Source organism: Terrabacter sp. P5_B1, from assembly GCF_056400505.1.
The window spans coordinates 1-11,477 of record NZ_JBFULD010000113.1 but is presented as its reverse complement, the minus strand read 5'-3'; the positions used below and the strand labels follow the sequence as shown (position 1 = coordinate 11,477).

Sequence of the window (11,477 nt, the reverse complement as noted above, 5' to 3'; positions counted from 1 at the left end):
CGTGGGCGGCAACTGGAACACCGTCCTGTCAGGCGCCACGACCTATGCCCAGGCGAAGGTGGCGAAGGTCAGCGCCTCGACCGGTGCCTTCGACACGGCGTTCCGGCCGACCGCCAACCCGACCGCGAGCGACGTGCCGCCGAGCGGCCGGGTCTGGGCGCTTCTCGTGCTGAACAACGGCAATGTCGTGCTCGGCGGAGACTTCGGGGACATCAACGGGATGGCGTCCACCCGGCGGATCGCCGTCGTGGATCCCGCCACCGGCAACCCGGTTCGCGGCTTCGCGTCCAAGCCCAACAACGGCACGAGCACGGCAACCATCCTCGACCTCGCCACCGACGGCACCACCATCTACGAGGCCGTCGCGGGCAGCGGAGGCGCCTGCACGGCGGTCGACGCAGCCACCGGCGCTGTCCGATGGACGTGGCACTCCAACGGGAACATGCAGTCGGTCCGGGTCGTCGGCAACACCGTCTACTGCGGCGGGCACTTCGGCGGAACCGCCTCCTTCGGCGACCAGACGCGCAACAAGATCGCCGCCGTCGACGCGGGGACGGGAGCCATCCTGCCGTGGGCCCCGGTCATCAACAGCGCCCTGGGAGTGTGGTCCATGGGCTCCGACGCCACTCGGCTCTACCTCGGCGGCGACTTCACCAAGGCCGGCGGCGTGGCGCAGCAGCACTTCGCCATGTGGATCGACACCACGTCGACATCCGTCCCGGGCGCGCCCGTGCTCAGCGGGACCGCGGGCGACGGAGTCGTGTACCTGAGCTGGCAACCGCCCTCCAGCGATGGGGGATCGACGATCCTGCGGTACAAGATCTGGCGGAAGCTGGCGGGCGCGACGACGTATCCCAACGCGGCGCTGGCCACCGTCTCCGGCGGGACGACGTACGCCGACACGACAGTGGCCAACGGAACCGCGTACTCGTACCAGGTTCTCGCCGTCAATGGTGTCGGTAGCGGCCCCTACAGCAACGAGGTCACGGCGACACCCGGGGCCATCGCCCAGTCGGCCCCGTCTGCACCCTCGGCCCTGACCGCGACGCTGAGCAGCTCGGGTGTCACGCTCGGCTGGACGGCGCCGACCTCGACCGGCAACCCCGCTCTCACGCGGTACGACGTCTACCGCGGCACGACGTCGGGTCAACGGAGCCTCCTGACCAGTGTGCCGGCAGGCACCACGACGTTCAGCGATGCTCTGCCACCGTCCGGCACGACCTACTTCTACACCGTGAGAGCGGTGAACACCGTCGGTTCAAGTCCCGACTCCAACGAGGCGAGCGCCGGCAGCTCCACGACGGGTGCGCCGACCCAGCCCACCCTGAGCGCAACGGCCGGCACCGCGAGCATCGACCTCTCGTGGACCGCGGGAAGCGGTGGCGGAGCTGCGGACAAGTGGATCATCCTGCGCGACAACGTCCAGCTGGCCCGGGTCACCGACCCCAGCGCCAGGACCTTCAGCGACACCACCGTCGTCTCGGGCACGACGTACACCTACAAGGTCAGGGCGGTGAACTCCGTCGGCAGCAGCCCCAACTCCAACCCGGTCACCGTGACGGCGCCCTAGCCCCAAGCCCCAGCCCGAGCCCTAGCCCTAGCCCCTGCSGACCGTCCGTCGGGGCTGGTCGCCTGGCACTTCTCAGCCCGCCGGATCCGGTGACAATGAGGGGGTGTTCATCACGCCCGTGAGCGAGGACGATGCAGCAGGCGACCTCGCCGAGTACTACCGCACGCAACGCGCCGCGTGGGGCTTCCTGCCCAACTACGCCGGAGCGTTCTCGACTCGGCCCGACGTGGCGCAGGCGTGGAACGCGCTCAACGCGACGATCCGCAACGGCATGAACCGGCGCCGCTTCGAGATCGCCACCATCGCCGCCGCCCGCGCTCTCCGGTCGACGTACTGCACCGCGGCCCATTCCACGTTCTTGAGGGACGTCTGCGCCGACGACGCCACGATGCGGTCCATCGCCGAGCACCCCGACGGAGCGGGGCTCGACCTCGAGGACAACGCCGTCTACCAGTTCGCCGCCAAGGTTGCAACGGACGCGGCCTCGGTCGACGCGGACGACGTCGAACGCCTGCGAACCGCCGGACTCACCGACACCGAGATCGCCGATGTCGTCTTCGCCGCGTCGGCTCGGTGCTTCTTTACCGCCGTCCTCGACGGACTCGGGGCCCAGCTCGACGTCCAGACGGCGGAGACGTTCCCGGAAGCCCTCCTGAGCTCCATGGTCGTCGGCCGACCCGTCGCAGAACGGTGAGCATCCGACGTCACGGACCCTGACCCGAACCGGTCGGAGGCCGTGCCCGATCGCGCTCCTAAGCCTCGTGCGGGTAGTCCTCCTCGTCGGCACCGGCCACCAGCTCACGCTGCTCGAGCCGGTCCGCCTCGWCGGCCTCGTCGGCCTGGTCCGCGAGGGCCCCAGCGGTGGTGTCGGAGACATCGACGATGGCCTCCGGGTCGGGCGGCGGTGGCGCCTCGACCGGGGCCTGCTGCTCGAGCCGGTCCTCCTCCGGGACCTCGTCGCGGCTGGGGTGCTGTGCGGTCACGGTCGTTCCTCCTCCGTCTCTGGCTGGTGGGRCTCGCTGCCGCCGGGTGCGCTCGCGGAGCAGCGGTGCCTTCGAACCCTGTCGAGCCAGCATCCCACGAGCAGCGGGTGTGGCCAGCGGGACGAGGACCCGTTCCAGGACTCGTCCGTAGCGAGCCTCCACCGCGGCTCCGCCTCAGCCCTCCGGGGGCAGCACGACGCCGAAACCTGCGACGGCCAGCCGGAGCAGCACCTGACCCGGCGCGAGCAGGTCGGCGATGCGAGCGGCACTCAGCACCTCCAGCTCGCCGAGCCGGACGGCATACGCCTCCGGGCCGACGACGCGCGCCCGCTGGAGCTCCATGGTGTTGTGCCACACCTTCGTGCGGGCCTCGCGCAGGAACCGCGTCGACGCCGCGCGGTTGAGCGGCGTCAGCACCCGGTCGAGGACGCTCGTGGCGCTCTGGGCGACCAGCTCCTCGTCCTCTGCCGCGACCCGGGCGGCGAGGACCCCGTCGATGCGCTCGTGGTCGCGCCGTCGTCTGTCGAGCAGGACCGGGTCGGTGAAGTCCGCGTCGCTGATGACGCCGAGCAGGGCCTGCGGCAGGTCGTAGTTGATGTGGGCGTTGATGCCGAGGAGCACGTGACGCAACGGCGGCAGCGCCGGGGGAGCGTCGAACGCGAGACGCCAGGGTCGTGGCGCCCGATGCCTCGGGTCGCCCGCGAGGTCGGTTTCGAGCGCGTCGAGGTAGAGGTCGGCGAAGACGACGTCCCAGGCCTCCACCCAGCCCGGGTCCTCGAAGGCGGCGGCCTCGATGGCGTCGGCGACGGCCTGCGTGGTGCGCTGGTACGTGGCAAGGAAGGCGCGCCGCGCCGCCAGCTCGTGGGGCATCGCCGCGAGGGTCGCGGTCATCCGCGTGAGGACGTCGCCGATGGTCCGCCCGGCCACGGCCTCGGTCATCGCGTTCTCCTCATGCACGCCGCCCCTCGCTCCTATTCTGGAGCGAGAGTCGCACGGCGTCAGTTGAATCCGGACGTCGTCGCGCGGGGGCGCTCCTGGTCGAGGAGGCCGGATGAGAGCGCGCACGCGTGGACCGAGGTCCTTCGACGCGGTGGCTGTCGGACGACGCGAGACGAATGCCTGGGTGGCCTACTACCGGCACGAATGGTTCGCGTTCCTGCGTGCCTCGGTCGGGATGGTGGCGGCCGGTTTCGGCATGAACCGTCGCGACACGCTGCACGGCGCGTGGCTCGTCCTGCGCGCCAACCAGGCGTGGGCTCCCTCCCCGACAACGACCCTGACCACGCACGCGAGCTGATGCGGCACTTCTATGCGCTCGTCGCGAGCAGCAGTGGGCTCGCTCTCGACCCCACCCGGGCCGCGGCGCTCGAGGTCGAGTGGTGGCGCGTGCATCGCGCGTACCAGCACGACGATGGCGTGACGACCGAGGATCTGGTGGGTGCGCTCGGCGCCCTCTACGCCTACGTCTATGCGGTCGACCCCAACCTCGTACGAGCTGCGGCCGCGAGGCGCGTGGAGGCCATGGACCTCTCCGCTGCGTGGGTCCGGGGCGGCTGCTCCCTCTCGGATCCGCTGCTGTCGCAGGAGCGCCGGGCCCTCGTCGCGTCGTATGCCGCGTTGCTCGATGCTGTCGGCCGGTCCAGGACGTGAGCAGTCGTGACACCGTCCGAGGCGCAGTCCCCGCTCGTGACGGTCGCGCCCCGTGACGACCGGGTCCTGCCCGCCACGCGGGCCCTGGCCGTCGTGCTCGTGCCGATCCTCCTCACGGCCTTCGTCATCCTCCACGGGTTCCCGCCGACACCGTGCCGCCTCTTCGCCTGGACCATCCAGCCGGAGCTGACCCCTACGGTGCTCACATCGGCCTACCTCGGCGGTGCGTGGTTCTTCGTCCGGGTGGTGCGCGAGCGCCGACGGGCGCGGGTCAGCGCAGGACTGGTCTCTGGCGGGCCATGGCGAAGCGCGCGGAGGTCGGCTGAGTCGCCGCGAGTGCGTATGCCGTATGCCGTATGCCGTGCCCGGGGGGGAGCCCGCCACCCAGGGGCCGGGTGGCGCGATCACCTCGAAGCACACGGCGGTGCGTCAGGCCGCCCGGCGTGCGGTGACGAGGAGGTACTCCCAGCCCATCCGACCGTCCGCGTCGAGGTGGTCACGGGCCAGCTCGGCCAGGGCCGTGTCGAGGGCGGCGACCTTGCCGGGGTCGTCGGCGATACCGCGGTAGGTGACGATCGTCGGGCCGTAGGTGCGCTTGAAGAAGTCGCGGAAGTCCTCCGGACGCTCGAAATGCACTGGGAGCGAGCGCTTCTCGGCCGTGAAGCGCTCGACACGGTCTCCGAGCAGGTCGCGCACGTGCGGCGCGTCGCCCCACAGGGGCGGCGGCTGGGCACCGGGAGGCGGCGGCGCGGCATACGGCTTCATCACCGCGAACATCTGCCCGATGAACCCCTGTGGCGTCCAGCTCGCGAGCGCGATCGTGGCGCCCGGTCGGGCGACGCGGACGAGCTCGTCCGCCGCCGCCTCGTGGTGCGGCGCGAACATGACGCCGACGCTCGACAGGACGACGTCGAAGCACGCGTCGGCGAACGGCAGGGCCTCGGCATCGCCCAGCTGCCAGTCGACCGTGACCCCGGCGTCGGCGGCCAGCCGTCGTCCCTCGGCGAGCAGCGCGGGCGAGAGGTCGCAGGCGACGACGCGCGCGCCGGCGCGTGCGGCCGGGATCGAGGCGTTGCCCGTGCCGGCGGCGACGTCCAGGACGTCCTGGCCCGCCGTGACCCGGGAGGCGTCGACGAGGACCCGTCCGAGCTCCGGGATGATCTCCCGGGCCACGGCGGCATAGTCGCCGAGAGCCCACATGGCGGCGTGCCGGGCCTTGAGCGCGGCGTCGGCGGCGGTGGCCTCCGGCGTCTGGGTGTGCGTGGTCATGCTGGTTCCCTCCATCGGTGACGGGCCACGGTGTGGCCCAGAGGCCCCCCGGGCCGTCTGACTCCAGAGTCCGCCGCCGCAGATCCCGTCTCCAGTACACGTCGTGGACTGATGCGGTCCAGATCCGGGACCGATACTGGACGGTGGGGCGCAGTTCAGGACGGCTGCGACCGCCCGACCGGAGGTGGGACATGGGACGACACGACCCCGGCGCAGGCCAGTACTGCCCGATCTCGCGCGCGCTGGACGTCGTGGGGGAGCGCTGGTCGCTGCTCATCCTGCGCGACATGATGACCGGCACGACGCGGTTCAACGACCTGGCGCGTGGCCTGCCGGGTCTCTCGCGCACGCTGCTGACCAAGCGCCTGCGCCATCTCGAGCGCTTCGGCGCCGTCGAGCGCTCGGGGACGCACTACGTGCTGACCGCCTCGGGCCGGGCCCTGGAGCCGGTCGTCTTCGGCCTGGCGCAGTGGGGCGCCGAATGGATGTTCGGCGATCCACTGCCGGACGAGCTCGACGCGCAGCTGCTCGTCTGGTGGATGCACAGCCGAGTCGACACCTCGGGCCTGGTGGGCGATCGTCACGTGCTCCATCTGCGCTTCGCCGACGACACCCGCCGGTTCTGGATCGTCGTCGAGCACGGCACGCCGTCCGTGTGCATGAGCGACCCCGGGTTCCCGGTCGACGTGACGATCAGCAGCGACGTGGCCTCGTTGTATGCCGTGTGGTTGGGCCGTCTGCCGCTGCCGTCGGCGCTCCGGTCGGGCCGTGTGCACGTCGAGGGGCCCACGACGATGACCCGCCGGCTCGACGAGGTTCTGCAGCTGAGCCCCGTGGCTCCCTTCGTCGCCGCGACACGGACGGTCACGGTCTGACTCGTGCCCAGCTGCCCGACGGGGCGGTCAGGCGGGCGAGTCCTCCGCGGCTCCCGAGGCGTCGCGCTCGGGCATGACGGGAGCACTGGCCGGGGCGGCCGGGGGAGCGTCGGCGTTCTCGGGGAAGTGGCAGGCGACCCGGTGCAGCGGCGCGAGCTCGACGAGCGGCGGCTCCTGCGTCTTGCAGATCTCCTGGGCCTTCCAGCAGCGGGTGTGGAAGCGGCAGGCCGGCGGCGGGTTGACCGGGCTCGGTACGTCGCCCTCGAGACGGATGCGCTCCCGCTTGGTGCGCCGCTGCGTGTCGGGGATCGGGACGGCGGACAGCAGCGCCGTCGTGTAGGGGTGCATCGGGCGGGTGTAGAGCTCGTCGCGGTCGGCGATCTCGACGAGCTTGCCGAGGTACATCACCGCCACCCGGTCGGACATGTGGCGCACGACGGACAGGTCGTGGGCGATGACGACGTAGGTCAGGCCCAGCTCGTCCTGAAGGTCCTCGAGCAGGTTGATGACCTGGGCCTGGATCGACACGTCGAGGGCGGACACCGGCTCGTCGGCGACGATGAGCTTGGGCTTGAGGGCCAGCGACCGCGCGATGCCGATGCGCTGCCGCTGGCCGCCGGAGAACTCGTGCGGGTAGCGGTTGTAGTGCTCCGGGTTGAGTCCCACGAGCTCCAGGAGGTCCTGGACCTCGCGCTTGACGCCCTTCTCGGTCTTGATGTGCTGCAGTCGGTACGGCGCCCCCACGATMGTGCCGACGGTGTGACGTGGGTTGAGTGAGCCGTAGGGGTCCTGGAAGATCATCTGTACGTCACGGCGGAGCGGGCGCATCTTGCCCGGGGACCAGTGCGTGATGTCGTGCCCCTCGAGCAGGATGGTCCCCCTAGTCGGTTCGAGCAGGCGCGTCAGCATGCGGCCGGTCGTCGTCTTGCCGCAGCCCGACTCGCCGACGAGCGACAGCGTCTCGCCACGCATGACGTCGAACGTGAGGCCGTCGACAGCCTGGACGGCGCCGACCTGGCGCTGGAGCAGACCGCGCTTGATCGGGAAGTGCTTGGTGAGGCCGTCGACCTGGAGCAGGGCCTCGCCCGCCAGCTTGGCCGCGGTCGGCTTGACGTGGGTGGTGGTCACGATGGGGCTCCTGTGCTGAGGTCTCGCGGCGCTCGACCGGACGCGGTGGGGACGGATGGTGCGGGCATCACAGCGTGGGCCTGATCTCGTTCTCCCAGATCTCGGTGCGCTCCGCCTTGGTCAGGTGACACGCGGCGTAGTGCCGTGAGAGCACCTCGGCGAACGGGGGTCGCTCGGACTGGCTGAGACCGCCCGTGCGGTCGGCATAGGCGCACCGCGGGTGGAACGGGCAGCCCGACGGCACGTTGATGAGGCTCGGGGGCGCGCCCTTGATCGGCCGCAGGCGCTCGGTGCGCACCCGGTCCAGGCGCGGCATCGAACTCAGCAGGCCCCAGGTGTACGGGTGCTGGGGGCTGGTGAAGACGTCGTCGGACGAGGAGTACTCCACGGCTCGGCCGGCATACATCACCATGATGTCGTCGGAGAGCTCGGCGACGACTCCGAGGTCGTGCGTGATGAGGACGACGGCGGAGTTGAACTCGCTCTGGAGGTCGCGGATGAGGTCGAGGATCTGGGCCTGCACCGTGACGTCGAGCGCGGTGGTCGGCTCGTCGGCGATGAGCAGCTCCGGGTCGCACGACAGCGCCATCGCGATCATCGCGCGCTGGCGCATGCCGCCCGAGAACTGGTGCGGGTAGTCGTCGACACGGCTAGACGGCTCGGGGATCCCGACCCGGCCCAGCATGTCGATGGCATGCTTCTTCGCGACCCCGGTGCTGACATTGTTGTGGATCCGGTAGGCCTCGATGATCTGGTGACCCACCGTGTAGAACGGGTGCATCGCCGACAGGGGGTCCTGGAAGATCATCGCCATCCGCTTGCCGCGGAGCTCGCGCACGGTGTCCTCGGAGGCGCCGACGAGCTCGGTGCCGTCGAGGCGGATGGAGCCGGTCATGTTGACCGTGCCGGGCTTGTGCAGCCCCATGACCGACATGCTCGTCACGCTCTTGCCGGAGCCCGACTCGCCGACGATGCCCAGCGTCTTGCCGCGCGCAACGTCGAACGAGAGGCCGTCGACGGACTTGACCAGGCCGTCGTCGGTGGGGAAGTGGACGCGCAGGTCACGCACCGACAGGAAGGCGTCGGGCGCGGGYGCGCCGAGCCCGCCGATGCCGTCGAGGGTGTTGACGGACGGGGCGCCCTTGGCGCCGCGGCGCGTCGTGGGCGTGATCGTCTCGTCGGTGGACTGGCTCATGAGGTACGCACCCTGGGGTCGAGGACGGCATAGAGGAGGTCGACGATGAGGCTCGCGAAGATGACGAACACGGCGCCGAAGAGCGTCACTCCGAGCACCTTGGGGAGGTCGTTGTTGTTGATCGCCTGGACCGCATAGAAACCGATGCCCTGCAGCGAGAAGGTCGTCTCGGTGAGGACCGCGCCGCCGAGGAGCAGGCCGAGGTCCAGACCGAAGATCGTGAGGATCGGCGTCAGCGCCGAGCGGAGCCCGTGCCTGACGACGACGTCGCGCTCCTTGAGGCCCTTCGCTCGGGCCGTGCGGATGTAGTCCTCGTTCATCGTCTCGAGCATGCCGGCGCGGGTGAGGCGGGCGTACGCGGCGGCGTAGAGGAAGGCGAGGGTGATCCACGGCAGGAGCATGCGATGGACGAGGTCGAGCGGACTGGTGGCATCCATGGGGCTGGCGCCGCCGGCATACGTCCACTTGAGGCCGTAGCTGAAGATCGTCAGCGACAGCAGGCCGGTGAAGAAGATCGGGAGGGACACGCCGGCGAGGGCGACGGTCATGAGGCCACGGTCGAGGAACGACCCACGCCACAGGGCGGAGACGACGCCTGTGGCGACCCCTCCGACCAGCCAGAGGAACGCGGCACCCGCGGCGAGGATCGCGGTGACCGGCAGGCGGTCGAGGATGTCGGGCAGCACGGGGTTCTGGGTGATGAAGGAGTAGCCGAGGCAGGGGGCGGGGCAGTGGTCGATCCCGGCGCCGGTGTCGTAGTCGGAGCCCGTCAGGACACCCTTGACGAACCGGCCGTACTGCACCCAGATCGGGTCGGTGAAGCCGAGCTTGACGGCCTGAGCGTGGATCTGCGCCGCACCGGCGCTCTTGCCGACGTAGCGGGAGGCGAGGTCGTCCGCGGTGGCGCCACCGATTCGAGGGACGAGGAAGAAGATGGCGAAGACGACCGCGCTCACGATGAAGAGCAACAGGATGGCGGCGAGCAGCCGGCGGATCAGGTACGTCAGCACGATGTGGTGGCCGGACGCGGCGACGAACAGCTCGTGGCTGCCCGCCGCCGCGTCACGCCTTCACCTACTTTCCGATGGAGGAGTTCGAACCGGGGGCCTGAAGATCGGCCCGCGTTTCACGGCTTGGCGACACCCGTCGACGCGTAGTCGTAGTACGAGTAGCCGTCGTTGACGAACACGTTGGAGATCGTGTCCGGACGGAAGAGCAGCGACTTCGGCCACACACCGGGGATGACCTGGGCCTGCTCCATGACGACCTTGTCGATCTGGCCCCAGATGGCCTCACGCTTGGTCGTGTCACTCTCGGTCACCGCCTGGTCGATCAGCTTGTCGACCTCGGGCAGCTTGATGCCGAGGTTCGTGTTGCCGGCCGGGCGGATGACTCGGCTGTCGACGATCTGGCTGAGGAAGCCGAAGCCGTCGGGCCAGTCAGCGCCCCAGCTCATGATCATCAGGCCCAGCTTGTTCGCCTTGGCGAAGTCGGGCTTGCCGGCGTAGAGCTTGAAGTAGTCACCGGCGGCGTAGGGCTTGAGCGTCAGCTTGATGCCCACCTTGGCCAGGGACTGCTGCAGCGACTCGGCGGCCGCCTTCTCCTTCGGGCGCTCGGGTCGGTAGGAGATGTTCGTCTCGAAGCCGTTCGGCTGACCGCACTTGACGAGGGCGGCCTTGGCGGAGTCGACGTCACCGGTGGGCTTGGACTTGGCGTTGTAGAGGTCCATCGCCTGGTAGCCCGGGACGATCGGGGGCATGAGGCCCGTGGCGATCGTGCCGCCGATCTCGCCGCCATAGGCGCGCTGGTAGCCCGTCTTGTCAGAGGCGAAGATGACGGCCTTGCGGCAGTCGAGGTTGTCGAACGGAGCGACGTCGCTGTTGATCTGCGCGTAGTTGGCGCGCGCGGTCGTCGGGTTGTCGGTGTGCGCCTTGAGCGTCGGGTCGGCAAGAATCTTGCCCTGCGCAGCGGCCTGCACACCGGTGCCAGCCAGGTCGATGTCGAGGTCGCCGGCCATGAGGCGGTTGTCGAGGTCGGCGGCGTTGACGCCGATCTCGACGGTGATCTTGTCCGGAAGGGCCTTGCGACCGGTGTCGGGGTCGGTCTTCGGGTCGTACTGGTCGTTGCGCACCAGCTCGACGCGCTTGCCCGGCTGGTACAGCGAGAACTTGTAGGGCCCGCTCGCGACCACGTGCTCCTTGTACTTCGACCCCGTGTCCTTGGCCTGCGGCACCGGGGAGGTGGACGACAGCTGGGCGAAGTAGTCGAAGCCGGCGAACGGCTTGTTGAGGTRGAAGATGATCGTCTTGGCGTCGGGTGTCTCGATCGACTTCAGGTTGTCGAGGTTCTTGTCCTTGTACACCGAGTAGCCGGCCGGGACGTCGGCGAGGAAGTCGTTGAAGTACGTCGGCCCTTGGGGGAAGGTGCCCTTGTCGAGCTGGCGCGCGACGCCGTACTTGATGTCCTTGCTCGTGATGGGCGTGCCATCCTCGTACTTGAGGCCGTCACGAAGGGTGTAGGTCCACGTCTTGTTGCCGTCGCTGGACTTGCCGAGCGAGGTCGCGAGGTCGGGGACGAGCTGCGTGCCCTCCTTGCCGGGGGCCGACTTGAACGACACGAGCTGGCGGGCGTAGTTGCGCAGGAAGTCCCACGAGAAGCCGTAGTACGTGTCACCCGGGTCGACGGAGTCGAAGTCCCCGGAGCTGCCGAAGCGGAGCGTCCCGCCCTTCTTCTCGGACGGGTTGAAGACCGCGGACAGGGCGGCGTTCGCGGTCGGTGCCGCTCCGGCTCCGCCCCCGGCGCTGCCG

12 protein-coding genes are annotated in these 11,477 nt (G+C 69.9%); 5 read left to right on the top strand and 7 right to left on the bottom strand.

Features of this window, described 5'->3' with window-relative positions; translation table 11 throughout:
* Together AC1DP0_RS10235 and AC1DP0_RS10230 are read left to right on the top strand one after the other, a co-directional pair.
* Nucleotides 1-1,570 (top strand): fibronectin type III domain-containing protein (locus AC1DP0_RS10235; protein ID WP_478084278.1); only part of this gene is annotated, 1,570 nt, incomplete at its 5' end.
* 103 nt (nt 1,571-1,673) lie between these two features.
* Nucleotides 1,674-2,264, top strand: a complete 591-nt coding sequence (locus AC1DP0_RS10230; RefSeq protein ID WP_478084276.1) for a carboxymuconolactone decarboxylase family protein — start codon at nt 1,674-1,676, stop codon at nt 2,262-2,264.
* Between the two features lie 58 nt (nt 2,265-2,322).
* On the opposite strand, the gene AC1DP0_RS10225 is transcribed toward AC1DP0_RS10230, so the two are convergent.
* A complete protein-coding gene (locus AC1DP0_RS10225) occupies nt 2,323-2,553 on the bottom strand; it encodes a hypothetical protein (protein ID WP_478084274.1) in 231 nt (76 codons plus the stop codon).
* A gap of 174 nt (nt 2,554-2,727) precedes the next feature.
* The gene (locus AC1DP0_RS10220) at nt 2,728-3,492 is read right to left on the bottom strand and encodes a DUF5995 family protein (protein ID WP_478084272.1); all 765 of its coding nucleotides are present in this window, start codon (nt 3,490-3,492) and stop codon (nt 2,728-2,730) included.
* A gap of 112 nt (nt 3,493-3,604) precedes the next feature.
* On the opposite strand from AC1DP0_RS10220, the gene AC1DP0_RS10215 reads away from it, so the two are divergent.
* Together AC1DP0_RS10215 and AC1DP0_RS10210 are read left to right on the top strand one after the other, a co-directional pair.
* A complete protein-coding gene (locus AC1DP0_RS10215) occupies nt 3,605-3,850 on the top strand; it encodes a hypothetical protein (protein ID WP_478084270.1) in 246 nt (81 codons plus the stop codon).
* Nucleotides 3,850-4,203 (top strand): hypothetical protein, encoded by a 354-nt coding sequence (locus AC1DP0_RS10210; RefSeq protein ID WP_478084269.1) that lies wholly within the window; start codon nt 3,850-3,852, stop codon nt 4,201-4,203. The genes AC1DP0_RS10215 and AC1DP0_RS10210 overlap by 1 nt, the downstream gene beginning before the upstream one ends.
* 429 nt (nt 4,204-4,632) lie before the next feature.
* Here the strand turns inward: AC1DP0_RS10210 and AC1DP0_RS10205 are convergent, their stop codons facing one another.
* The gene (locus AC1DP0_RS10205; protein WP_478084268.1) at nt 4,633-5,472 is read right to left on the bottom strand and encodes a class I SAM-dependent methyltransferase; all 840 of its coding nucleotides are present in this window, start codon (nt 5,470-5,472) and stop codon (nt 4,633-4,635) included.
* 191 nt (nt 5,473-5,663) lie between these two features.
* Between AC1DP0_RS10205 and AC1DP0_RS10200 the strand changes: the two genes are divergently transcribed.
* A complete protein-coding gene (locus AC1DP0_RS10200) occupies nt 5,664-6,347 on the top strand; it encodes a winged helix-turn-helix transcriptional regulator (protein ID WP_478084267.1) in 684 nt (227 codons plus the stop codon).
* 27 nt (nt 6,348-6,374) lie between these two features.
* On the opposite strand, the gene AC1DP0_RS10195 is transcribed toward AC1DP0_RS10200, so the two are convergent.
* The 4 genes from AC1DP0_RS10195 to AC1DP0_RS10180 all read right to left on the bottom strand — a co-directional run.
* Entirely contained in the window at nt 6,375-7,475 is a 1,101-nt protein-coding gene (locus tag AC1DP0_RS10195; RefSeq protein WP_478084265.1) for an ABC transporter ATP-binding protein, read from the bottom strand.
* A gap of 67 nt (nt 7,476-7,542) precedes the next feature.
* Nucleotides 7,543-8,670, bottom strand: a complete 1,128-nt coding sequence (locus AC1DP0_RS10190) for an ABC transporter ATP-binding protein (RefSeq protein ID WP_478084264.1) — start codon at nt 8,668-8,670, stop codon at nt 7,543-7,545.
* Nucleotides 8,667-9,680 (bottom strand): ABC transporter permease, encoded by a 1,014-nt coding sequence (locus AC1DP0_RS10185; protein ID WP_478084263.1) that lies wholly within the window; start codon nt 9,678-9,680, stop codon nt 8,667-8,669. The genes AC1DP0_RS10190 and AC1DP0_RS10185 overlap by 4 nt, the downstream gene beginning before the upstream one ends.
* A 116-nt stretch (nt 9,681-9,796) precedes the next feature.
* The coding region (locus tag AC1DP0_RS10180; protein WP_478084261.1) for an ABC transporter substrate-binding protein at nt 9,797-11,477 on the bottom strand (1,681 nt) is incomplete at its 5' end.

Bases quoted from the DNA above. Each gene is read 5' to 3' on its own strand.
- AC1DP0_RS10220 (WP_478084272.1), bottom strand. From the start codon at position 3,492: ATGACCGAGGCCGTGGCCGGGCGGACCATCGGCGACGTCCTCACGCGG.
- AC1DP0_RS10215 (WP_478084270.1), top strand. From the start codon at position 3,605: ATGAGAGCGCGCACGCGTGGACCGAGGTCCTTCGACGCGGTGGCTGTC.
- AC1DP0_RS10210 (WP_478084269.1), top strand. From the start codon at position 3,850: ATGCGGCACTTCTATGCGCTCGTCGCGAGCAGCAGTGGGCTCGCTCTC.
- AC1DP0_RS10205 (WP_478084268.1), bottom strand. From the start codon at position 5,472: ATGACCACGCACACCCAGACGCCGGAGGCCACCGCCGCCGACGCCGCG.
- AC1DP0_RS10200 (WP_478084267.1), top strand. From the start codon at position 5,664: ATGGGACGACACGACCCCGGCGCAGGCCAGTACTGCCCGATCTCGCGC.